Raw genomic sequence first — 23336 nt, forward strand, 5'->3', positions numbered from 1 at the left:
ACCGCCGTCACGGGTGTCCGTGCGGGCAGTGTGCTGAATGTCCCCTTATCGCCGCAGATCCAGCGTGAACGGGAATTCGCGGCTGCCTGGGAGCTCGATGGTGGCGGGGGGCGTGCGCATCAGCCCCGGCGTGTGGCCGGTGCGCGTGAAGCGCGAATGGCGGCGGCTCTCGGCCTCGTAGGCGTTCACCGGGAAGGTGTCGTAGTTGCGGCCGCCCGGGTGCGCCACGAAGTACTGGCAGCCACCCAGCGAACGCTTCATCCAGGTGTCGACCAGGTCGAAGGTCAGCGGTGCGTGCGCCGGAATGCTCGGGTGCAGCGCCGAAGGCGGGTTCCAGGCCTTGTAGCGCACGCCGGCCACGAACTCGCCGGTGACGCCGGTCGGCTGCAGCGGCAGCACCTTGCCGTTGACGGTGATGACGTGGCGGCTTTCGTTCAGGCCGGTCACGCGCACCTCGATGCGCTCGAGCGACGAATCGACATAGCGCACCGTGCCGCCGGCCGAGCCTTCCTCGCCCATCACGTGCCAGGGCTCCAGCGCGTTGCGCAGCGACAGCTCCACGCCCATGGCCTGCATCTGGCCCACCAGAGGGAAGCGGAACTCGAAGTGCGGCGCGAACCAGTCGGCGTCGAAGGCGAAGCCGGCCTGGCGCATTTCGCTGATGACGTCGTCGAAGTCCATCTTCACGAAGGTCGGCAGCAGGAAGCGGTCGTGCAGCTCGGTGCCCCAGCGCGTCACGGGCGCCTTGTAGGGCTCGTCCCAGAAGCGGGCCACCAGCGCGCGAATGAGCAGCTGCTGCGCGATGCTCATGCGCGCATGCGGCGGCATCTCGAAGGCGCGCAGCTCGAGCAGGCCGAGCCGGCCGGTGCTGGAGTCGGGCGAATACAGCTTGTCGATGCAGAACTCGCTGCGGTGCGTGTTGCCCGACACGTCGATCAGGATGTTGCGCAGTGTGCGGTCCACCAGCCATGCCGGCATGTTCTGGCCGTAGATCTCGCGGTTCTTCGCGATTTCCTTCAGCGCGATTTCAAGCTCGTAGACCTGGTCGTTGCGCGCTTCGTCCACGCGCGGGGCCTGGCTGGTCGGGCCGATGAACATGCCCGAGAACAGGTAGCTCAGCGAGGGGTGGTTGTGCCAGTACAGCAGCAGGCTGGCCAGCAGCTCGGGCCGGCGCAGGAACGGGCTGTCCGCGGGCGTGGCGCCGCCCATCACGAAGTGGTTGCCGCCGCCGGTGCCGGTGTGGCGCCCGTCGGTCATGAACTTCTCGGCCGACAGGCGGGTCTCGAACGCGGCGTTGTAGAGGAACTCGGTGTGCGCGACCAGTTCCTTCCAGTTGTGGGCCGGGTGGATGTTGACCTCGATCACGCCCGGGTCGGGCGTGACGGCCAGCATCTTCAGGCGCGGGTCCCGCGGCGGCGGGTAGCCTTCCATCACGATGCGCACGCCCAGGTCGCGCGCGGTGGCTTCCACGGCCGCGACCAGGTCGAGGTAGTCCTCCAGGCGCGCCAGCGGCGGCATGAAGACGTAGAGCACGCCCGAGGCGCTGCCCTTCTTCTCGGCCGAGGGGCCGTTGGCGCGGCGCGGGTCGCGCACCTCCACGCACAGCGCGGTGCGGGTGACCCAGTGGGCCGACTCGCCACGCAGCGGCTGGCGCGTGGCGGTCGTTGCGTTCGTGGCTGCGGTGTCGTCGGATGCCGCGGCGGCATCGCCGTCACCTTCGCCTTTGCTTGCCGCGCCCGGTGCCTGCATGCGCAGCGAAGCCGCCACCACCGGCGGCGTGCCGAAGGCGTAGGGCACGTCGCCCAGGTCGGCGCGGGTGCCGTTCGCGCTGGCCACGCCTGCCACATCCACGCCTGCCACATCCACGGCATACCGCGCGCGGTAGTCCGCCGCGCTCGGCAGCGTGCCGCGCGGCGCGGTCGGGTCGCGTTCGATCAGGTACGGGTAGTCGCCCTTGCTGGCCCAGGGCTGCGAATCGAGCGGCAGGCGGTAGCCCATGGGCGAGTCGCCCGGAATCAGGTAGAGCCGGTCGTCGCGCAGGAACCAGGGGCCGGTCTTCCAGGCCGGGCCGGCGAGCGCGGGGGCGTCGCCGTTCGCGTTGCCGGGCTCGATGGGCAGCATGTAGCCGATCACCGCGTCGAGCTTTTGCGTGAACACGCGGCGCAGGCGCACGCGTTCGAGTTCGTCGTCGAGCTTCGAGTCGAAGGGGTCGACGTTCACCGGCAGGCGGCGTTCGCGCCAGAGGTAGTAGTAGGTGTCTTCGTAGCCGGGCTGGATGTAGCGCTCGGTCAGCCCGAGCTTGTGCGACAGCACGGTGGTGAAGCGGCGCGCGTCTTCGCTGGTGTAGTGCGTGGGAAAGCGCTCGTCGGCGAACAGCTCGGGGTCGTGCCACAGCGTCTGGCCGTCGGCGCGCCAGAAGATCGACAGCGCCCAGCGCGGCAGCTGCTCGCCCGGGTACCACTTGCCCTGGCCGAAATGCAGGAAGCCGCCGTTGCCGTATTCGGCGCGCAGCTTCTGCACGAGCTCGGTGGCGTAGCCGCGCTTGGTGGGGCCCAGGGCGTCGGTGTTCCACTCGGGCGCGTCGCGGTCGCTGGTGGCCACGTAGGTGGGCTCGCCGCCCATGGTGAGGCGCACGTCGCCGGCCTTCAGGCGCGCGTCGACCGCGTCGCCCAGCGCCAGCACTTCGGCCCATTGCTCTTCGGTGTAGGGCTTGGTGACGCGCGGCGATTCGTAGATGCGCGTCACCTTCATTTCATGGCCGAACTCGACCTCCGACTCGTCCACGCCGCCCTCGATGGGCGCGGCGCTCGACGGCGTGGGCGTGCAGGCCAGCGGAATGTGGCCTTCGCCAGCCATCAGGCCCGAGGTGGCGTCCAGCCCGATCCAGCCGGCGCCCGGCAGGAACACCTCGCACCAGGCGTGCAGGTCGGTGAAGTCGACCGTGGTGCCGCTCGGGCCGTCCAGCGACTTCACGTCGGGCGTGAGCTGGATGAGGTAGCCCGAGACGAAGCGCGCGGCCAGGCCCATGTGGCGCAGCAGCTGCACCAGCAGCCAGCCCGAGTCGCGGCAGGAGCCGCTGCCGTTGGTGAGCGTTTCTTCCGGCGTCTGCACGCCGGGTTCCATGCGGATGAGGTAGTTGACGTCCTGCTGCACCTGCTGGTTCAGGCCGACCAGGAAGTCGATGGTGCGCTGCTCCTTGCGGTCGACCTTGTCGAGGTAGGCCTCCAGCAGCGGCGTGACCGGGTCGGCCACGAGGTAGGGCGCGAGTTCTTCGGCCTGCGACGCCGTGTACTTGAACGGAAAGTTCTCGGCCTGGGGCTCGAGGAAGAAGTCGAAGGGGTTGTAGACCGCCATCTCGACCACGAGGTCGACCGTGACCTTGAATTCGCGTGTCTTCTCGGGGAACACGAGCCGCGCCTGGTAGTTGGCGAACGGGTCCTGCATCCAGTTGACGAAGTGCTCGGCGGGCTCGACCCGCAGCGAGTAGGAGATGACGTTGCTGCGGCAGTGCGGCGCGGGACGCAAGCGCACGACCTGGGGGCCCAACTGCACCAGGCGGTCGTATTTGTAGTGGGTGACGTGGTGGAGAGCGGCGTGAATGGACATGCGTTTTTGTGTGCAGTACTGACAGATTGCATCGAAAAGATGTCTCTGGTGAGACGCATACTAGCCCAGATGCCAAGCAATTAACGCGCCACTGAGCGTGACTTGGGGAGGGTTTGCATCATGGGGATGGGGGGCTTGGATTGACGCCGTTTCACTCGGCGCGCGGTGCCACGGGCGCCTTCGCGGCACTGGGCGGCTCGCTGCTGGGCGCGGCCTTGCAGCTGCGGCAACCGGTGCTGTGGCCGTGGTGGTTCTACGCGGTGTTGCTGCTGGTGGCGGGTGCCGCGGCGCTCGGTCTCGCAAGGTGGCGCATGCCGGTTCGCTGGCTCGTTGCCATCGCCTTCGCGTGCGGCGCGCTGGCCGGCGGCGGCCATGCAGGCTGGCGCGCCGTGGCCTATGCGCAAGGCGCGTTGCGTCCGGCGCTCGAAGGCCTGGACCTGCAGGTCACCGGCGTGGTCGCCGAGATGCCCCAGCGCAGCGACGGTGGAACACGGTTTCGCCTCGACGTCGAATCCGCGCACTGGCCCGGCCCCAGCCCAGGCCCAGGCCCAGGCCCTGCCGACATCGCACCCCCGCTCGTGCCCGATCGCATCGCCCTCGGCTGGTACGCCGAAGACCTCCAGGCCGTGCCGCATGCCGGCGAGCGCTGGCGCCTCACGGTGCGGCTGAAGGCGCCGCACGGCCATCGCAACCCGCACGGCTTCGACAGCGAACTGTGGATGTGGGAGCAGGGCCTGCACGCCAGCGGCTACGTGCGCACCGGCTCGCGCGATGAAGCGCCCGCCCTGCTGCAAACGACATGGCGCCACCCCGTCGAGCGCGCCCGCGAAGCGGTGCGCGACGCCGTGTTCGCGCGCGTGGCGGACCGCGCCCAGGCGGGCGTGATCGCCGCGCTGGTCACCGGCGACCAGAGCGCGATCGACCGCGCGGGCTGGGAGGTGTTCCGCGCCACGGGGGTGGCCCACCTCGTCGCGATATCGGGCCTGCACATCACGATGTTTGCCTGGTTCGCCGCGCACATCGTCGGCTGGCTCTGGCGGCGCAGCACGCGCCTGATGCTGCGCGTGCCGGCACAGCAGGCGGCCTTGCTCGGCGGCGTGCTGCTGGCCGCGCTGTACGCGCTTTTCAGCGGCTGGGGCGTGCCGTCGCAGCGCACGGTGTGGATGCTCGCGACGGTGGCGCTGCTGCGCCTCGCGGGTCGGCGCTGGCCCTGGCCGCACGTGTGGCTGCTCACGGCGGCCGTGGTGGTGGCGGCCGACCCGTGGGCGTTGACGCAGGCGGGCTTCTGGCTGAGCTTCGTGGCGGTCGGCGTGCTGTTCGCGACAGACGCTACCAGCCCCGGCGACCCGCGCAAGGGCGGCGCCGCGCGGCTGCTGCAGTTCTTTCGCGAGCAATGGGTCATCACGCTGGCGATCACGCCGCTGGTGCTGCTGCTGTTCCAGCAGGTGTCGCTGGTCGGGTTGCTGGCCAACGCGGTGGCCATTCCGTGGGTCACGCTGGTCGTCACGCCGCTGGCCATGCTCGGCGTGGTCGTGGCGCCGCTGTGGGACCTGGCGGCGCACGCCGTGCGGCTGCTGGCGCTGCTGCTGCAGTGGCTGGCCGGCCTGCCGTGGGCCACGTTGTCGATGCCTGCGCCGCCGCTGTGGATGGCCGTTGTCGGCGTCGCCGGCGGCGCGCTGCTGGCCATGCGCCTGCCGTGGACGCTGCGCGCGCTGGGCGTGCCGCTGCTGCTGCCCGTGCTGCTGTGGCAGGCGCCGCGGCCTGCAGTGGGTGAGTTCGCGTTGCTGGCCGCCGACATCGGGCAAGGCAACGCGGTGCTGGTGCGCACCGCCACGCACAGCCTGCTGTACGACACCGGCCCGCGCTACAGCCTGGAGAGCGACGCCGGCCACCGCGTGCTGGTGCCGCTGCTGCGCGCCCACGGCGAGCGCCTGGACACATTGGTGCTGAGCCACCGCGACAGCGACCACACCGGCGGCGCGCCTGCCGTGCTCGCCATGCAGCCGCAGGCCGCGTTGCTGAGCTCCATCGAGGCCACGCACCCGCTGCAGGCGCTGCGCCCGGCGCGGCGTTGCGAAGCGGGCCAGCGCTGGACCTGGGACGGCGTGGCTTTCGAGGTGCTGCATCCCTTCGACATGGACTACCGCAGCTTCACCCGGCCCAACGCCGTGTCGTGCGTGCTGCGCATCGGCAACGGCCGCGCGACGGTGCTGCTGGCCGGCGACATCGAACGCCTGCAGGAGGCCGCGCTGGTGGCGCGCATGCCTGAGGCGTTGCGCGCCGACGTGCTGCTGGTGCCGCACCACGGCAGCAAGACCTCGTCGGGCGACGCCTTTCTCGACGCCGTGCAGCCGCGCATCGCGCTGGTCCAGGCCGGCTACCGCAACCGCTTCGGCCACCCGGCGCCGGACGTGGCGGGGCGCTACGCGAGCCGGGGCGTGCGGCTGGTGGAGAACGCGCGTTGCGGCGCGGCGCACTGGACCAGCGCCGCTCCCCGCGATGTCGTGTGCGAGCGCGAGAAAAACGCGCGCTACTGGCAGCACCGCGGGCCCTGAACCTGCGGGGCAACCACCCGCCCGCGGCCACCCGAACGCGCCCGGGTTTTCCCTCAAAAAGTTCCGTCCTCGGCAACTTCTTCGTGTTTTCTTGACCCGTGCCTGCGCCAGTTCTCCAATAGCGCAGCAATCACGGTTCCGAAGATTGAAACAACGAAGAGACACACCGATGGCCGCCCGACCTCGTTCCGTTGCATCCGTGCTCACCCACAGCGCCGCCGAGCCGACCTCGTCGGTCGAGCGGGCCTGCCGCATCCTGCGGGCGCTGTCCGACCCCGGCGTCACGCGCCTGACCGACATCTCGCTGGCCACCGGGCTGGACAAGACCACGGTGCTGCGCGTGGTCGAGGTGCTGATGCGCGACGGCTTCGTGGTGCGCAACCCGCAGACCAAGCACTACAGCCTGGGCGCCGAGCTGCTGGTGCTCGGCGCGGCGGCGCTGGCGCGCTTCGACCCGCGCCCGCTGGTGCGCCCCAGCCTGCTGCGCCTGACGGGCACCTTCGAAGACAGCGTGGTCCTGTCGATACCGAGCGGCATCGAGTCGCTGTGCGTCGACGTGGAAGAAGGGCGCTTCCCCATTCGCGCCAACTACCTGTCGGTGGGCAGCCGCCGCCCGCTGGGCGTGGGCGCCGGCAGCCTGGCGCTGCTGGCCTGGATGCCCGACGCCGAACGGCAGGCCGCGCTGGCCGTCATCGGGCCGCAGCTGCAGCGCTACCCGCGCATCACGCCCGAGCTGCTGGAGGCCCGCGCGCTCGAAGCCCGCGAGCGCGGCTACGCGGTGCTGCTCGACGTGGTGGTGGAGCGCATGGGCGGCATCGCCGCACCCATCCTTGGTGCCGACGGCCGGCCGGTCGGGGCGCTGAGCATCGCGGCGCTGAACGACCGCATCACCACGCGCGAGGCCGAGCTGGCCAAGGCGCTGAAGCGCGAGTGCGCCACCTGCGAGGTGCTGTGGAGCGGCGCGGCGCACCAGAGCGCCGTGGCTTCGCGCGCCGTGGGAGCAGGGGCCGGGGCTCGGCGCGGCAGGGTGCATTGAGCATGAGCTTCCCCACCACACCCACGGCTCCCACCGCTCATCTTGTCGGCGCCGGCAACACCGCCTTCGGCCGCCACGAAGGCCGCGGCGCGCTCGACCTGATGGCCGAGGCCGCGCAGCAGGCGCTCGGCTCGGCCGGCCTCGCCCGCGGCGACATCGACGGCCTGCTCTGCGGCTACGCGACCACGCTGCCGCACCTGATGCTGTCCACCCTGTTCTGCGAGCGCTTCTCGCTGCGGCCCGCCTACGCGCACAGCCTGCAGCTGGGCGGCGCCACGGGCTCGGCCATGCTGATGCTGGCGCGCGACCTGGTGCGCGCCGGGCGCTGCCGCAATGTGCTGGTGGTGGCCGGCGAGAACCGGCTCAGCGGCCAGTCGCGCGACAGCGCCATCCAGACGCTGGCGCAGGTGGGCGACGCCGATTTCGAAGTGCCCAACGGCGCCTCGGTGCCGGCCTACTACGGCCTGCTGGCCTCGCGCTACCTGCACGAAACCGGCACGCGCGAAGCCGACCTGGCCGAGCTCGCGGTGCTGATGCGCGCGCACGCGGCAGGCCACCCCGATGCGCACCTGAAGGCGCCCATCTCCGTCGACGACGTGCTGGCCTCCAAGCCCATCGCCGCGCCGCTGAAGCTGCTCGACTGCTGCCCCATCTCCGACGGCGCGATGGCGCTGGTGGTGTCGGCGACGCCGCGCGGCGATGCATGCGTGACGATGGCCGGCGCCGGCCAGGCGCACCGCCACCAGCACCTGAGCGCGATGGCCGACGTGATGCAGTGCGGCGCGGCCGAGGCGGCGCAGCGCGCGTTCGGCGAGGCCGGCCTGCGCGTGGACGACATCGACTGCCTGGGCATCTACGACTCCTTCACCATCACGCTGGCCATGCTGCTCGAGGAAATCGGCTTCGCGCCCCGCGGCGGCGCCGCGCAGCGCGTGCGCAACGGCGACTTTCGCGCCGACGGCCCGCTGCCGCTGAACACCCACGGCGGCCTGCTGTCCTTCGGCCATTGCGGCGTGGCCGGCGGCATGGCGCACACGGTGGAGGTGTTCCGCCAGATGACGGGGCAGGCCGGCAGCCGGCAGCTGCGCCGCCCGCGCCACGCCTTCGTGCATGCGGACGGCGGCGTGATGTCGTCGCATGTCAGCCTGGTGCTGTCGCGCGGAGGCGCGGCATGAACGCGCTCGCGGCCCCCTTCGTCGAAGGCCTGGCGCGGCACGAGCTGCGCTACCAGTGTTGCGCGGCCTGCGGCCATGCGCAGACCCTGGCGCGCTACGCCTGCGCGGCGTGCGGCAGCACGCGGCTCGATTGGAAGACCGCCGGCGGCCGGGCGACGGTGCACGCGGTCACCGTCGTTTCGCGCGCGCCCTCCGACGAATTCCGCGCGCTGGCGCCGTACACGCTGGTGCTGGTCACGCTCGACGAAGGCCCGCGGCTGATGGCCCATGCCGCGCCCGGCGTGCGCATCGGCGATCGCGTGGCCGCCGGCTTCTTCGCGCACGCGGGACATGTGCTGGTGCGTTTCTCGCCCGCGCCCGCGCCCGCGTCCCCGCCGCCCGATTGAGCGGCGCCGGTTCCCCACGACGCTCACCGACCTCACAACCACAAGCAGGAGACAAGCGCATGCATTCGTTCCGATCCTTCGTCCGGCGGCAGCTGCCCCGTGCCACCCGTACTTTGGCCGCGCTGGGCGCCTTCGGTGTCGCCCTGTGTCTCGCGGCCGCAGCCCCGGCGCACGCCGAGGCCTACCCGACCAAGCCCGTCAAGCTGGTGGTGCCCTACCCGCCGGGTGGCCCCACCGACATCGTGGCGCGCGTGGTGGCGCAGAAGCTGTCGGAGCAGACCGGGCAGCAGTTCATCGTCGACAACCGCCCCGGGGCCGGCGGGAACACCGGCGCCGAGCTGGTGGCGCGCAGCGCGCCCGACGGCTACACGCTTCTGATCGCGACCACCGCGCACGCGATCAACCCGTCGCTGTTCAAGAACCTGGGCTACCGGCTCACCAAGGACTTGGCGCCGGTGTCGCTGCTCACCAGCGGCCCGCTGGTGATCGTGGCCAACCCCGCGCTGCCCGCGAAGAACGTGGCCGAACTCGTCGCGCTGGCCAGGACCAAACCGGGGCAGCTGAATTTCGCGTCGTCGGGCAACGGGCAATCGACCCACCTGGCGGCCGAGCTGTTCGCCTCGATGGCCGGCGTGAAGATGACGCACATCCCCTACAAGGGCAGCGCGCCGGCGCTCACCGACGTCATGGGCGGGCAGGCGCAGCTGATGTTCGACACCATGCTCTCGGCCATGCCGCACGTGAAGGGCGGCAAGCTCAAGGCGCTGGCCGTCACCAGCGCGCAGCGCTCGCCCGCCGCGCCTGATGTGCCGACGGTGGCCGAGTCCGGCGTGCCGGGCCTGCAGGGCTACGAGGCCATCGCATGGAACGGCCTGCTCGCGCCGGCTGGCACGCCGCCCGAGGTGGTGGCGCGGCTCAACGCCGAGCTGAAGAAGGCGCTGACGCTGCCCGAGGTGAAGGACAAGTTCGCCGCGCAGGGCTTCGCCGCGACCTGGAACACGCCCGAGGCCTTCGGCGGCTTCATGAACACCGAGGTCGAGAAGTGGGCGCAGGTGGTGAAGGTGTCGGGTGCGACGGTGGACTGAGCCATCGCCCAGCCGCAGCCGATACCCGAAGACTCACGAACACCCAGGCCATCCAGAAACTGAAAGCGTCCATGTCCGACCTGCTCGAATCCGCACTGAACCCCAAGTCCGTCGCCGTCATCGGCGCCTCCGAGAACATCCACAAGATCGGCGGGCGGCCGATCCACTACATGCAGAAGTTCGGCTTTGCCGGGCGCATCTACCCCATCAATCCGCAGCGCGAGGAGGTGCAGGGGCTCAAGAGCTACGCGTCGCTCGCCGCCCTGCCCGAGGCTCCCGACCTGGCGCTGGTGATCGTGGGCGGCGAGAAGGCGGTAACCGCGGTGGACGAATGCGCGGCGCGCGGGGTGAAGTCGGCGGTGGTCATCGCCTCGGGCTTCGGCGAGGCCGGCGAAGAAGGCCGCGAGGTGCAGCGGGCCATGGCCCGGCGCGCGCGCGCCGCCGGCATGCGCCTGTACGGCCCCAACACGCAGGGGCTGGCCAACTTCGGCAACGGCGCCATCGCGGGCTTCTCGACCATGTTCGTGGAGGTACCGCCGGCCGACGGCCCCATCGGCGTGGTGAGCCAGAGCGGCGGCATGAGCGCCATGGCCTACGGCCTGCTGCGCGGGCGCGGCCTGGGCGTGCGCCACGTGCACGCCACCGGCAACGAAGCCGACGTGACGGTCTCCGACATGGCCTGGGCCGTGGCGCACGACCCCGACGTGAAGCTGCTGCTGCTGTACCTGGAAACCATCGCCGATCCCGAGCTGCTGGCGCGCACCGCCGCCCATGCGCGCGAGCGCGACCTGCCTATCGTCGCGGTGAAGGCCGGGCGCTCCGCCAGCGGGCAGAAGGCGGCGTCGTCGCACACCGGCTCGCTGGCCAACGAAGACCGGGCGGTCGACGCCTTCTTTCGCCACCACGGCATCTGGCGGGTGCGCGACCCGCATGCGCAGGCGCTCGCGGCCGAGGCGTACCTGAAGGGCTGGCGGCCCGAGGGGCGGCGGCTGGTGGTCATCAGCAACTCGGGCGCGAGCTGCGTGATGGGGGCGGACGCATCGGAAGAATTCGGCCTGCCGCTGGCCGAGCTGTCGGCCTCCACGCGGGAGAACGTGGCCTCGCGGCTGCCGGGCTTCGCGACGGCGACCAACCCGATCGACATCACCGCCGCGCTGCTGTCCAACAGCGGCCTGTTCGGCGACGTGCTGCCCGCGGTGGCCGCGGACCCGGCGGCCGACCTGTTCTTCATCAACATTCCGGTGGCGGGGGCGGGCTACGACGTGGAGGCCTTCGCAAACGACACCGCCAGGTTCGAGGCCGCGACCGGCAAGCCGGTGGTGGTGGCGGCCTGGCAGGCCTCGGTGGCGGCGCCCTTCAAGGCGCGCGGCATTCCCACCTTCGGCAACGAGACCGAGGCGCTGGGCGTGCTGGCGCAGCTGGCGTCGCACACGGCGCTGATGCGCGAGTCGCACGCGCCCTGGCCGGAAGCGCTGGCGCCCGCGCCGGGGTCGGCGTCGGCATTGCCCCAGGGCACGGGCCGTTTCCTGAACGAGGCCCAGAGCCTGGCGCTGCTGGCCGCGCACGGCGTGCCCGTGGTGGCGCATCGGCTGTGCCGCTCGGCGGCCGAGGCGCGCGACGCCTGGGGCGCGGTGGGTGCGCCGGCCGTGGTGAAGGCCTGCTCGGCCGACGTGCCGCACAAGTCGGAACACGGCTTGGTGGCGCTGCGCATCGGCAGCGCGGACGCCGCGGCGGCATTGTTCGACGCCCAGTGGGCGAAGCTGGCCGCGCTGGGCGCCGCGCAAGAGGGCGTGCTGGTCGCGGCCATGCACAAGGGGCGGCATGAATTCATGGTCGGCGCCCGGCTGGACCCGGTGTTCGGCCCGGTGGTGGTGGTAGGCGACGGCGGCACCTACGTCGAGGCCCTGCCGGACGTGGCCGTGCTGCTGCCTCCCTTCGACACCGCCGAGGTGAAGAAGGCGCTGGACACCCTGCGCATCGCGCCGCTGCTGGGCGGCGTGCGCGGCGAGCCGCCGCTGGACGTGGAGGCGCTCGCGGCGGTGGTGGTGGCGGTGGGCCGGCTCATCGTGGCGGGGGCGGGCAGCATCGCGTCCATCGACGTGAACCCGGTCATGGTCGGGGCCGCGGGGGAGGGCGCGATGGTGGTCGATGCGCTGGTGGAGCGGGCCGGAAGCTGAGATTTCGTGAAGTAGTTGGCAAATCCGGCGGCGAAAGTGCGGCCCGGGCCCTCCCGGGTTGAATCTTCCGCGTTGAGTAGTTTCGTATTCATTTCCGAAAGGAAACTTCATGCGCCACTCCTCCTCGCCCGTTCGCCAGCTTCTTGTTCCGTCGTTTGCCGGGGTCTTCCCATGAAGGCCGACACCTTTCCCGCGCTCGACGGCTTCGGTTCCGGCCCCGGCACGATCGGTGAGCCCGGCGAGCCCGCTGGCGCGCGCCTGCGCACGCACCGCGAGGGCGCCGTGCTGGTGCTCACGCTGAGCAACCCGCGCGCGCAACGCGCTCAACCCCGGCATCTACCGCGCCGCCGCGCAGGCCGTGCGCGCGACCGCGGGCTTTCGCACCGTGCGCGCCATCGTGCTGACCGGCGAGGGCGCGCACTTTTCCGGCGGCGGCGACCTGAAGCGGCTGGCGCGCCAGCGCAAGTTTCCCGAGGCCGAGCAGCGCGGCCACATCGACGCGCTGCACGAATGGATCATGGCGCTGCAGGAGGCGCCCCAGCCGGTGATCGCCGCCGTCGAGGGCGCGGCCATGGGCGGCGGCTTTTCGCTGTGCCTGGCCTGCGACCTGATCGTGGCCGCCGAGGACGCGCGCTTTGCCATGTCGTACGTCAACATGGGCCTGTCGCCTGACGCCGGCGGCACCGATTCGCTGGCGCGCGCGCTGCCGCCGCAGGCCGCGCTGGAAATGCTGCTCGACGGCACGCCGGTGAGCGCCGAGCGCCTGCACGGCTGGGGCGTGGTCAACAAGGTGGTGCCCAGCGGCACCTCGTACGCGGCGGCGCTCGCCTGGGCGCAGCAGCTGGCGCGCGGGCCGTTCGAGGCGCAGGCGCACATCAAGGCGCTGGTGCACGGCGCGCGCGGACGCGCCCGGCGCGAGCAGCTGGACGCCGAACGTGAATCCTTCCTGACCAGCCTCTACGGCGACGAGGCCGGCGAGCGGATCAAGAAATTTCTCGCCCCGAGAAAGGCGGCGCAGGCCGGCGACGGCACCGCCTCGTAATTCGCGGGGAGAAAGACCCTCGACCGTTCCTTGCGCCGCATATCAGGGCTTTCACTGGCCTTGAACTTGCTAAGCTATGGCTCAAGGAGATTGGTCGTTCCATGCACAAATTCGACGAGATGTATGAGCAGTTGCCCTATTCGGGGGCTGCGATCCGACAGCACTACAAGCGCTACGACCAATGGCTTGCGAAGCAACCCGCGGAGGTGATGCGTTCGCGGCGTGAAGAGGCGGAAATGATCTTCCGCCGGGTCGGTATCACCTTCGCCGTGTACGGCGCGAAGGACGAGGACGGCTCCGGCACCGAGCGGCTCATTCCGTTCGACCTGCTGCCCCGGATCATTCCCGCCCACGAGTGGGACAGCATGGAAAAGGGGCTAGTGCAGCGCGTGACCGCGCTCAACCGCTTCCTGCATGACGTGTACCACGACCAGGAGATCATCAAGGCCGGCATCATCCCGCCCGAGCAGATCCTGAACAACGCGCAGTTCCGCCCCGAGATGATGGGCGTCACCGTGCCGCACAACGTCTACTCGAACATCTCGGGCATCGACATCGTGCGGGCGCCCGACGCCGACGGCAACGGCGAGTACTACGTGCTCGAAGACAACCTGCGCGTGCCCAGCGGCGTGAGCTACATGCTCGAGAACCGCAAGATGATGATGCGGCTGTTCCCCGAGCTGTTCAACCAGAACCGCATCGCGCCCGTCGCCCACTACCCCGACCTGCTGCTGGAAACCCTGCGCGCCAGCGCCCCGCCGGCCACGGCCGAGCCCACGGTGGTGGTGCTCACGCCCGGCATGTACAACAGCGCCTACTTCGAGCACGCCTTCCTGGCGCAGCAGATGGGCATCGAGCTGGTCGAGGGGCAGGACCTGTTCGTGAAGGACGACTTCGTCTACATGCGCACCACGCGCGGACCGAAGCGGGTGGACGTCATCTACCGCCGCGTGGACGACGACTTCCTCGACCCCGACGTGTTCCGCCCCACCTCCACGCTGGGCACGGCCGGCCTGATGCGCGCCTACCGCGCGGGCAACGTGGTGATCTGCAATGCCGTGGGCACCGGCGTGGCCGACGACAAGTCGATCTACCCGTACGTGCCCAAGATGATCGAGTTCTACCTCGGCGAGAAGCCGATCCTGAAGAACGTGCCCACCTACATGTGCCGCAACAAGGACGAGCTGCAGTACACGCTGGACAACATGAAGGACCTGGTCGTGAAGGAGGTGCACGGCGCCGGCGGCTACGGCATGCTCATCGGCCCGGCCGCCACGCAGGCCGAGATCGAGGACTTCAAGAAGGCCGTGATCGCCAAGCCCGACGGCTACATCGCCCAGCCCACGCTGAGCCTGTCGAGCTCACCGACCTTCGTGGACGCCGGCATCGCGCCGCGCCACATCGACCTGCGGCCCTTCGTGCTCTCGGGCAGCGAGGTGCAGATGGTGCCCGGCGGCCTCACGCGCGTGGCGCTGAAGGAGGGTTCGCTGGTGGTCAACTCGTCGCAGGGCGGCGGCACCAAGGACACCTGGATTCTCGAAGCCGACCGCGCGCCCAAGCCCAAGGCCGCGCCCGCGCAGTCGCAAAGCCAATCGTAGTAGGAGCACACCCGATGCTGTCACGCACCGCCGACCATCTCTACTGGATGTCCCGCTACACCGAGCGCGCCGAGAATACGGCGCGCATGCTGGACGTCAACTACCAGACCTCGCTCCTGCCGCAGTCCGCCGAAGTCGCCAAGTACGGCTGGCAGGGCGTGCTGTCCATCAGCGAGCTGCTGCCCTGGTACAACAAGAAGTACGACCAGATCACGCCCAACGAGGTGATGGAGTTCATGGTGAAGGACGAGAGCAATGCTTCGTCCATCGTGTCGTGCCTGAAGGCCGCGCGCGAAAACGCACGCGCCGTGCGCGGCGCGCTCACCACCGAGGCCTGGGAAACGCAGAACACCACCTGGCTCGAAGTGAACCGCATGCTGCGCGCGGGCGACTTCGAGCGCGACCCGGGCCAGTTCTTCGAGTGGGTCAAGTTCCGCTCGCACCTGTCGCGCGGCGTCACGCTGGGCACCATGCTGCAGGACGAGGCCTTCTACTTCTCGCGCCTGGGCACCTTCCTTGAACGCGCCGACAACACGGCGCGCCTGGTCGACGTGAAGTTCCACGCGCTGAACAGCGAGTTCTTCGGTGCCGCCACCGAGGAAGACCAGGAGTACGACTTCTATCACTGGAGCGCCATCCTGCGCAGCGTCTCGGCTTTCGAGGTGTACCGCAAGGTCTACCGCGACGTGATCAAGCCCGAGCGCGTGGCCGAGCTGCTGATTCTTCGCGCCGACATGCCCCGCTCGCTGCACGCCAGCCTGGTCGAAGTGGTCAACAACCTGGCCAAGGTGCAGAACGAGCAGAGCGCCGAAACGCAGCGCCGCGCCGGCAAGCTGCTGGCCGACCTGCAGTACGCGCGGGTCGACGAGATTTTGGCGACGGGGCTGCATGCGTACCTCACGCAGTTTCTCGATCGCGTGAACGAGCTGGGCGGGCGAATCAGCCAGGACTTTCTGGTTCCGGCGCACTGAGCTGAACCGAAGCCGGCGACCGAGGGCAACCCTCAACCCTCGCGCCGGTCTGACCTGGCCTTGCCTCAGCGCCAGCCGCCAGAGGCGCAGATGCGCTCGCCGGTCAGCCAGGCCGCGTCGTCGGAGGCGAGAAACACCACCGTCGGGGCGATGTCGTCCGGGCTCCCGAAGCGGCCGCCCAGCGGGGTCTGCGACACCATCTGCTTGGCGGCATCGCTGCCCACGAAGCCGATGCGGCGCGTGCCTTCGGTCTCGGTATGGCCCGGCGCCACGGTGTTGACGCGGATGTTGCGGGCGCCGAGCTCCTTGGACAGCGAGATCGAGATCGCGTCCATCGCCGCCTTCGTCGCCGCGTAGATCGATGCGTTCGCGAAGGGGTTGTTGCTGATCACCGTGCCGATGTTGACAATGCTGCCCCCGCTCGCCGGGAACGCCTTCAGGGCCTCCTGCGTCAGCAGCACCGGTCCGAGGACGTTGGTATTGAACTGCCAGTGAAAGGTCTCCTCGGTCACGGCGTCGATGGGCTCGAACTGGAAGACGCCGGCGTTGTTGACCAGGACGTTCGGCGTGCCCAGCGTCTTCACGGTTTCGGCGAACAGGCGCTGGACGTCCTGCGCCTTCGCGACGTCGCCCTGCACCGCGATGGCCGTGCCGCCTGCGCTGCGGATCGCTTCCACGACGCCCTCCGCCCCGGCCTTGTCGGTGGCGTAGTTGACGGCGACGGCGGCGCCCGACGACGCCAGCGCGCGGGCGATTCCAGCGCCGATGCCCTTCGATGCGCCGGTGACGATGGCGACTTTGCCTTTGAGATTGTTCAAGATTTACTCCGATGGTTGTTGATGGATTCACGCGGGCGTTGCAACCGTGTCCCCTTGCTTCGGGCGCTCGATGACGGTTTGCGACGACCAGATCCAATGGTCGGGACGGGAGCCGTTTCGCACCAGACAGGTGGCGGACATACCGGCCATTCCCGACGCGAATACCTGACAAGACAGACGCGCCTCCACGTCGATTCGCATGACGGCAAGGCCTGTCAAACGGCGGGCGGAACCAGTGCCTCGAGGCGCCGGGTGGCGCGCTGCACAGCGTCGCGCTGCTGCACCTCGTCGTACCAGCGGCCGACGTGCGGCGCCGCGCTGAAATCGATGTCGGCGAACGCGCGCCGCCGGAACCAGCCGAAGTGGGCGATGTCGGCAATCGAGTAGAGGTCGCCCGCCACATACCGGCGCTCGGCGAGCAGGCGGTCCAGCAGCGTCACGATCCGCTGCGCCTCGCCGTGAAAACGGTCGATGGCCAACGGCAATTTCTCGCTCGCGTTCTTCAGGAAGAAGCCCGCCTGGCCGAACGCCGGCGCAAGGCCGGACGCATGAAGAAAAAGCTGCTCGAACACGCGAGCCCGCCCGATGCCATCGCCGGGCAGAAGCTGGCCGTGCTTCTCCGCGAGGTACACGAGGATCGCCGCGGACTCGGCGAGGGGCTCGCGGCTCGGCAGGTCGGTGTCGACCAGCACCGGCACTTTGCCGTTCGGATTCAGCGCGAGAAACGACGCTGCTTTCTGTTCGCCCTTGCGAACGTTGATTGGGAGGAGTTCGTAGCCGGCGCCGAGCTCTTCGAGAGCGATCGCCACTTTCACACTGTTGGGAGTTGCAAATGCGTAGAGTTGGTACATGGGTCAAAGCCGTTGAATCGGGCGGCCATTCTCTTGAGGCCTTGTGCGATCGCATACGCCTGCGGCCCGCATACCGGCTATTCCTTCGAGGCGCGGCTGCTCGAGATTTCATGTCATGAACACCGTGCGTCCCCGACCGGATGCGCCAAGAAAAAAAGGGCTCCCGTGGACAGATTCGCTGCAATCGAAACCTTCGTGGCCGTCGTGGAAACGGGTTCGTTCTCGGCTGCGGCGCGAAGGCTCAAGGTCGGACAGCCGGCGGTCTCCAAGTCGGTGGCGAACCTCGAGGACAGGCTAGGCGCGCGCCTCCTGCTGCGCGGCAACCGCCAACTGACGACCACCGAGACCGGGCGTGCCTACTATTCCTACGCGCGCCGCGCGCTCGACGAAGCCGAAGAGGCCGAGCAGGCCGCCCGCGGCAGCGCCATCGCGCTGACGGGCAGCATCCGCATCTGCGCCGCGGTCACCTTTGCCCGCCTGCACGTGGTTCCCCAGCTGAAGGGGTTCCTCGCGGCCCACCCCGGGCTGTCGATCGACGTGATGCTCGACGACCGCAACGTGGACCTTGTCGAAGAAGGCATCGACGTGGCCTTGCGCATGGGCGAGCTGCCCGATTCGGTGATGACGGCGCGCCGCATCGGGCAGTCCCGGCGCCTGGTGGTGGCAACGCCCGCTTACCTGGCGCTCGCCGGCACGCCGCAGTCGCCCGACGATCTTGTCGCGCACCAGGCGGTCGTCTACGACCGCGGTGGCGGGGGCAGCGCCTGGCAGTTCCGCAAGGAAGGGCGCGAGGCCTCCGTGACCCTCTCCGGGCGGCTGCGCGTGACAGCGGCCGAAGGCTTGCGCGCGGCGGTGCTCTCCGACATGGGTCTGGCCGTCGTTTCCGAATGGATGTTCGCACCCGAGCTCGCCGATGGCCGCGTCGTGGATGTGCTGCCTGAGTGGGCGCTGCCCCCCATGGACCTGTGGGCCATGTACCCCTCGGGGCGCCGGGCCAGCGCGAAGGCGCGCGCCTTCGTCGACCATGTCCAGGCCGCGCTCGCTGCGGGCGTGGGCACGTCGGCGCCGTGACGAGGCAGGCTACAGCTCGGCCTTCACCGTCACAGTCGTAGTCGCAGTCGCCTTATCGGGTGAACGACTCCACGGCCACCGGGATGCCCGGCGCCTCCCAGCGGTAGCTGCCGCCGAGCACATCGCGCTCCGCCTTCTGCCCGCTCCACTGGATGCGCAGCATGTCCATCAGCGTCCACCCCGTCCAGTCCGCGCGAAACGGTTGCTGCGCGGCGTGCGGCGGCCAGGGCTGCTGGTTGCGCCAGGCCACGGCCGGGATGCGGTAGCCCGAAGCGGTCGACGGGCTGTGCCCCGCGCGGTCGCTGACGTGGCCCACCTCCTGCCCGTGGTCCGACAGGTACATCCACGCGCGGTATTCGTCGGGCTTGCCCGCGCTGCGCGTCTGCTGCAGCAGCTCCGACACGACGAAGTCGTGGTACAGCAGCGCGGCGTCGTACTCCTGGCGAAAGCGGCGCACCCAGGCCGAGCGGCCTTCCTTCACCAGGCCGTTTTCCACCGCGTCGACGTCGTCGAAGGGGTTGGCGTTGGCCGGGAAGCGCAGGCTGTAGTGCGGGTGCGCGCCCATCAGGTGCACCACGATCAGCTTGCGCTCGGTGCTGGTGTCCGCGAAGGCCTCCTGCACGCAGTCGAGGATCTCGCCGTCGAGCGACGCGCTGGCGCGCCCGGGCGTGCGGTTGACCATGTCGACCACGTCGGCGAAGCGCGCGTGCTGCTGCTCGATGGCCAGGTCGTCGTGGTTGCTGATCCACCAGACCTTGTAGCCCGCGGCGCGCGCCAGGGCCAGCACATGCGGCGGGTTGTCGCTCTCAGGCAGGCCGAAATGGAACATGTTGCGCAAGGCGGGCAGCGTGCTGGCGTCGACCGACCATGCGTTCTTCAGCACGGCCATCTGCTCGCCGGCCTGCGCCTTGTGCGCCTGCAGGCGCGGCGTGGTCGGGCGGCCGTAGCCGTAAAGGCCCATGTTGTCGCGGTTGATGCTGTCGGTAATGACCAGCACCACGGTGGAAGGCCCGGCCTGCGTGAAGACGGGCGCGATGGCCTTGGCCTGCGCCATGAGGCGGTCGCGCTGCTTCTGCTGGTCGGCCCAGGCGGACTGCAGCGTGTGCAGGGATTCCACCCACTGCACCCAGAAGATGGCGGGATGCAGGCGTCGCCAGGGCTTGCTCGCATAGGCCGCGCAGGACACGAGCAGCGCGAGCGCGACCAGCGCGGTGAGCCAGCGCGATGAGCGGGGGGCGCGGGCCGTCGAAGCCGTTGATGGGGTCGCCGGTGCTTCTCGTTGCGAACCTTGCGCCCCTCGCCGCGCGAACATGCCCACCAGCACGCCCGCCCCCACCAGCACCGCGCACCACACGGCCGCCGAGCGCCAGTGCATCCACAGGTACTCGCTGCTTTCGCGCGCATTGGTGTTGGCCGCGGCGCCCAGCACCATGGCGCCGTCGGGCGCGGCCTGGTAGGTGTCGAGCAGGTAGGCGCGCACGGCGCCGTCGAGCGCGAAGCCCATGGCCCAGAGCCAGACGCACAGCGTGCGCAACCGCCGCATGCGCGCGCTGCGCAACGGCCACAGCAGCCACAGCACGGCGGGGGCGGCCAGCACGGCGAGTTGCGCGATGCGCCGCCCGTCGTGGCCCAGCGCGATGAGCGCGAGCAGCGTGGCGCCGACCACGCCGCAGGCGAGCAGGGCGCTGCGGGGAGGCGGTTGGCCTGGTGCAGGTGGCACAGGTGACGCAAGTGACGCAGGGGCGTCTGGCAGAGGGGTGGTCAAGGGAATGGGGCGCGCTGTGTGCGGCAGGAGCAAAGCAAGGGCCGGGGCGGGCAGGCAGGCAGGCAGCAAGGGGCACGGTCTGGGCGGCCGCATTCTGGCCCGCCGCACGCGCCGCGCCCCCCAGTGCCCCGATGGCGGCAAGGTGTTTTCAGCGGGGTGCCGATGGAACTTGTTCACCATCGGGGCGCCCAGACGGGCTCAGCCGGCGCCGCCGGACACCCCTCCATAGCTACAGAAAAGGAACCCTCGCTCCATGGTCAGACCCAGCCGCTTGCTCGCCCACCGCCCCACCCCTGTCGTGACCCGTGCCTTCACCGGTGTCTTCACGCGTGCCTTTGCGTTGCTGCTCGCCTTCGCGCTTTCGTGGCTGGTGCTGCCGGCCGCGTCCGCCGCACAACCCCAGATGGTCAGCGTCGCCGTCAAGACGCTCAACATGCGCACCGGCCCGGGCCCGCGCTACGAGACGCACTGGACCGTCAGCAAGGGCTACCCGTTCAAGGTGATCGGCCGCAAGGGCGACTGGCTGCACGTGAGCGACTTCGAGGGCGACAAGGCCTGGGTCTTCCGCCCGATGACCAGCAAGGCGCCGCACCGCGTGGTGAAGGCGCCCCTGGCCAACCTGCGCCGCGCACCGGGCACGCGCAGCCCGGTGGTGAAGAAGGCCGGCTACGGCGACGTGCTGCGCACGCTGGAGCGCCGCGGCGACTGGCTCAAGGTGCAGCACGAAGGCGGCACCACCGGCTGGGTGCAGTCGCGGCTGACCTGGGGTTGGTAACCGAAGTGGGTTGCTGGTGCTGGCAGCCGCGCGCAGTCGCCTCAGGTCGCCGTGGCCTGGCGCACCGCGCGCTCCCAGCGCGCCATCGATTCCTCGGCCTGCGCGCGGCCCATGGTGGGCAGGAAGCGGCGCTCGACCTTCCACAGCTTCGACAGCTGGCGCGCGTCGCTGTACACGCCGGTCGACAGGCCCGCGAGGTAGGCCGCGCCCAGCGCGGTGGTCTCGACGACCTCGGGCCGCACCACCGGAATGCCCAGCAGGTCGGCCTGGAACTGCATCAGCAGGTCGTTCACGCTGGCCCCGCCGTCCACCCGCAGTTCGGCCACGGGCTTGCCGCCCGCGGCCACCGCGTCGCGGCTCATGGCCTGCAGCAGCGCGGCGCTCTGGTACGCGATGCTTTCCAGCGCAGCGCGCGCAATGTGCGCGACCGTGGTCCCGCGCGTGAGGCCGGTGATGGTGCCGCGCGCGTCCGCGTCCCAGTAGGGCGCGCCCAGGCCGGTGAAGGCCGGCACCATCATCACGCCGCCCGCGTCGGGCACGCTCTCGGCCAGCGACTGCACCTCGGCGCTGCCCTTGATGGCCTTGAGGCCGTCGCGCAGCCACTGCACCACCGCGCCGCCGACGAACACGCTGCCCTCCATGGCGTACTGCGGCGTGGTGTCGGCCTGCGCGGCGCTGGTCACGAGCAGGCCGTTGTGCGAAGGCTGGAAGGCGCCGCCCGTGTGCATCAGCAGGAAGCAGCCGGTGCCGTAGGTGTTCTTGGCCATGCCGGCCTCGAAGCAGGCCTGGCCGAACAGCGCGCTCTGCTGGTCGCCGGCCACGCCGCCGATGGGCAGCGCGTGGCCCAGCAGCGCGGCGTCGGTGTCGGCAAAGTGCGAGCTCGACGGCTGCACCTGCGGCATCAGCGCGGCGGGAATGTCGAGCGCCTTCAGCAGGTCGGCGTCCCATGCGTTGTCGTGCACGTTGAAGAGCATGGTGCGCGAGGCGTTGCTCACGTCGGTCACGTGCACCTTGCCGCCGGTGAGCTGCCACATGAGCCAGCTGTCGACCGTGCCGAAGGCGAGCTCGCCGCGCTCGGCCTGCGCGCGCGCGCCGGCCACGTTGTCCAGCAGCCAGCGCAGCTTGGTGCCGGAAAAATACGCGTCGATCACCAGGCCGGTCTTCTCGCGGATGGTGTCGGTCATGCCCTCGTCGCGCAGCCTGGCGCACAGCGGCTCGGCGCGCCGGTCTTGCCAGACGATGGCGTGGTGCACGGGCTGGCCGGTCTTTCGGTTCCACAGCACGGTGGTCTCGCGCTGGTTGGTGATGCCGATGGCGTGGATGTCGGTGGGCTGAAGCCCGGCCTTGGCCAGCACCTCGCGCGCGGTGGCGAGCTGGCTGCGCCAGATTTCCATCGGGTCGTGCTCGACCCAGCCTGGCTGCGGGTAGATCTGCGTGAGCTCCTTCTGCGCGATGGCGACGATGCGGCCTTCGCGGTCGAACACGATGCTGCGCGAGCTGGAGGTGCCCTGGTCGAGGGCGAGCAGGTAGGTGGTCATGGTTTACGTGGTCCTCGTAGTCCGGTCTTGCGCCTTGCCCCTGTGGGGCAAGGCTGGCAGGCGCGGCCGCGTGCTCATGCGTCCCTGGCGATTTCCAGGCGCACCTGCGCGCTCTCCAGCAGTTCCGGGAACGGCGCCGGCGGTTGCGCGTCGGTGAACAGCCAGTCGATCTGCGACAGCGTGCCCAGCTGGATCATCGCGGGCCGGTTGAACTTGCTCGCGTCGGCCGCCAGCCACACCTCGCGGGCCTGCGCGATGATGGTCTGCGCCACCTTCACCTCGCGCAGGTCGAAGTCGCGCAGCGAGCCGTCCGACTCGATGCTCGACACGCCGATGAGCGCGATGTCCACCTTGAACTGGCGGATGAAGTCGATGGTGGCCTCGCCCACCACGGCGCGGTCGCGCGGGCGCACCGAGCCGCCCGCCACGATCACCTCGCAGTTGGTGTTGCCGCTCAGGATGGTGGCCACGTTCAGGTTGTTGGTGATCACGCGCAGGCCGGTGTGGCGCATCAGCGCCTTGGCGATGGCCTCGGTGGTGGTGCCGATGTTCAGGATCAGCGAGCAGTCGTTGGGCACCAGCTCGGCCACGCGGCGGGCGATGCGCGCCTTGCCTTCGGCGTTCAGGGTCTCGCGCTGCTGGTAGCCGATGTTCTCGGTGGTCGAGCTGGGCACCCGCACCCCGCCGTGGAACCGTGTCAGCAAGCCCGCGTCGGCCAGCCGCTGCACGTCGCGCCGCACGGTCTGGAGGGTCACGCCGAGCATCTCGGCCAGCTGTTCGACGGTGACGGAGCCGCGCGTGCGCACGGTGTCAAGGAGGTTGATCTGGCGCGGATTGGAGTTCACAGAGGCGTCGTGGAGTGCGGGAAAACTGCGCCAAGGTTACAG

At 70.1% G+C, this 23336-nt stretch carries 17 protein-coding genes; 11 read left to right on the top strand and 6 right to left on the bottom strand.

Annotation, left to right across the window (positions count from 1 at the left end; genetic code table 11):
- Positions 1–45 precede the first annotated feature (45 nt).
- Positions 46–3606, bottom strand: coding sequence for a DUF2126 domain-containing protein (locus tag AB6807_RS18755; RefSeq protein ID WP_371085723.1), 3561 nt, complete (start codon positions 3604–3606; stop codon positions 46–48).
- 140 nt (positions 3607–3746) lie between these two features.
- On the opposite strand from AB6807_RS18755, the gene AB6807_RS18760 reads away from it, so the two are divergent.
- The 9 genes from AB6807_RS18760 (at position 3747) to AB6807_RS18800 (ending at position 15631) form a co-directional block, all read left to right on the top strand.
- A complete protein-coding gene (locus AB6807_RS18760; RefSeq protein WP_371085724.1) occupies positions 3747–6161 on the top strand; it encodes a DNA internalization-related competence protein ComEC/Rec2 in 2415 nt (804 codons plus the stop codon).
- Between the two features lie 169 nt (positions 6162–6330).
- Positions 6331–7197, top strand: coding sequence for an IclR family transcriptional regulator (locus AB6807_RS18765; protein ID WP_371085725.1), 867 nt, complete (start codon positions 6331–6333; stop codon positions 7195–7197).
- Positions 7198–7199: 2 nt separating this feature from the next.
- On the top strand, positions 7200–8372 hold the full coding sequence (locus AB6807_RS18770; RefSeq protein WP_371085726.1) for a thiolase family protein: 1173 nt from the start codon (positions 7200–7202) through the stop codon (positions 8370–8372).
- Positions 8369–8758 carry a Zn-ribbon domain-containing OB-fold protein gene (locus tag AB6807_RS18775; RefSeq protein ID WP_371085727.1) on the top strand — a complete coding sequence of 130 codons (390 nt, stop codon included), beginning with the start codon at positions 8369–8371 and terminating at the stop codon, positions 8756–8758. Before AB6807_RS18770 ends, AB6807_RS18775 begins: the two co-directional genes overlap by 4 nt.
- A 59-nt stretch (positions 8759–8817) precedes the next feature.
- On the top strand, positions 8818–9843 hold the full coding sequence (locus AB6807_RS18780) for a tripartite tricarboxylate transporter substrate binding protein (RefSeq protein WP_371085728.1): 1026 nt from the start codon (positions 8818–8820) through the stop codon (positions 9841–9843).
- A gap of 71 nt (positions 9844–9914) precedes the next feature.
- Complete coding sequence (locus AB6807_RS18785; RefSeq protein WP_371085729.1) at positions 9915–12020, top strand: acetate--CoA ligase family protein; 2106 nt, start codon at positions 9915–9917, stop codon at positions 12018–12020.
- Positions 12021–12378: 358 nt separating this feature from the next.
- Entirely contained in the window at positions 12379–13062 is a 684-nt protein-coding gene (locus AB6807_RS18790) for an oxepin-CoA hydrolase, alternative type (protein WP_371085730.1), read from the top strand.
- 101 nt (positions 13063–13163) lie between these two features.
- Positions 13164–14660, top strand: a complete 1497-nt coding sequence (locus AB6807_RS18795) for a circularly permuted type 2 ATP-grasp protein (RefSeq protein ID WP_371085731.1) — start codon at positions 13164–13166, stop codon at positions 14658–14660.
- Between the two features lie 14 nt (positions 14661–14674).
- A complete protein-coding gene (locus AB6807_RS18800) occupies positions 14675–15631 on the top strand; it encodes an alpha-E domain-containing protein (protein ID WP_116909836.1) in 957 nt (318 codons plus the stop codon).
- 65 nt (positions 15632–15696) lie between these two features.
- On the opposite strand, the gene AB6807_RS18805 is transcribed toward AB6807_RS18800, so the two are convergent.
- Both AB6807_RS18805 and AB6807_RS18810 read right to left on the bottom strand, forming a co-directional pair.
- The gene (locus AB6807_RS18805; protein ID WP_371085732.1) at positions 15697–16449 is read right to left on the bottom strand and encodes an SDR family NAD(P)-dependent oxidoreductase; all 753 of its coding nucleotides are present in this window, start codon (positions 16447–16449) and stop codon (positions 15697–15699) included.
- A gap of 215 nt (positions 16450–16664) precedes the next feature.
- Positions 16665–17300 (bottom strand): glutathione S-transferase family protein, encoded by a 636-nt coding sequence (locus AB6807_RS18810; RefSeq protein ID WP_371085733.1) that lies wholly within the window; start codon positions 17298–17300, stop codon positions 16665–16667.
- Between the two features lie 165 nt (positions 17301–17465).
- On the opposite strand from AB6807_RS18810, the gene AB6807_RS18815 reads away from it, so the two are divergent.
- A complete protein-coding gene (locus tag AB6807_RS18815) occupies positions 17466–18371 on the top strand; it encodes a LysR family transcriptional regulator (RefSeq protein WP_371085734.1) in 906 nt (301 codons plus the stop codon).
- 52 nt (positions 18372–18423) lie between these two features.
- Here the strand turns inward: AB6807_RS18815 and AB6807_RS18820 are convergent, their stop codons facing one another.
- Positions 18424–20091 carry a phosphoethanolamine transferase gene (locus AB6807_RS18820; protein ID WP_371085735.1) on the bottom strand — a complete coding sequence of 556 codons (1668 nt, stop codon included), beginning with the start codon at positions 20089–20091 and terminating at the stop codon, positions 18424–18426.
- A gap of 298 nt (positions 20092–20389) precedes the next feature.
- On the opposite strand from AB6807_RS18820, the gene AB6807_RS18825 reads away from it, so the two are divergent.
- Positions 20390–20911, top strand: a complete 522-nt coding sequence (locus AB6807_RS18825; protein ID WP_371085736.1) for an SH3 domain-containing protein — start codon at positions 20390–20392, stop codon at positions 20909–20911.
- A gap of 41 nt (positions 20912–20952) precedes the next feature.
- Here the strand turns inward: AB6807_RS18825 and glpK are convergent, their stop codons facing one another.
- Together glpK and AB6807_RS18835 are read right to left on the bottom strand one after the other, a co-directional pair.
- A complete protein-coding gene (gene glpK / locus AB6807_RS18830) occupies positions 20953–22449 on the bottom strand; it encodes a glycerol kinase GlpK (RefSeq protein ID WP_371085737.1) in 1497 nt (498 codons plus the stop codon).
- A 74-nt stretch (positions 22450–22523) separates the two neighbouring features.
- On the bottom strand, positions 22524–23294 hold the full coding sequence (locus AB6807_RS18835; RefSeq protein WP_116909829.1) for a DeoR/GlpR family DNA-binding transcription regulator: 771 nt from the start codon (positions 23292–23294) through the stop codon (positions 22524–22526).
- Between the last annotated feature and the right edge of the window lie 42 nt (positions 23295–23336).

Origin of the sequence: Variovorax sp. RCC_210 (assembly GCF_041355175.1) — a bacterium.
Taxonomy (GTDB): domain Bacteria; phylum Pseudomonadota; class Gammaproteobacteria; order Burkholderiales; family Burkholderiaceae_C; genus Variovorax.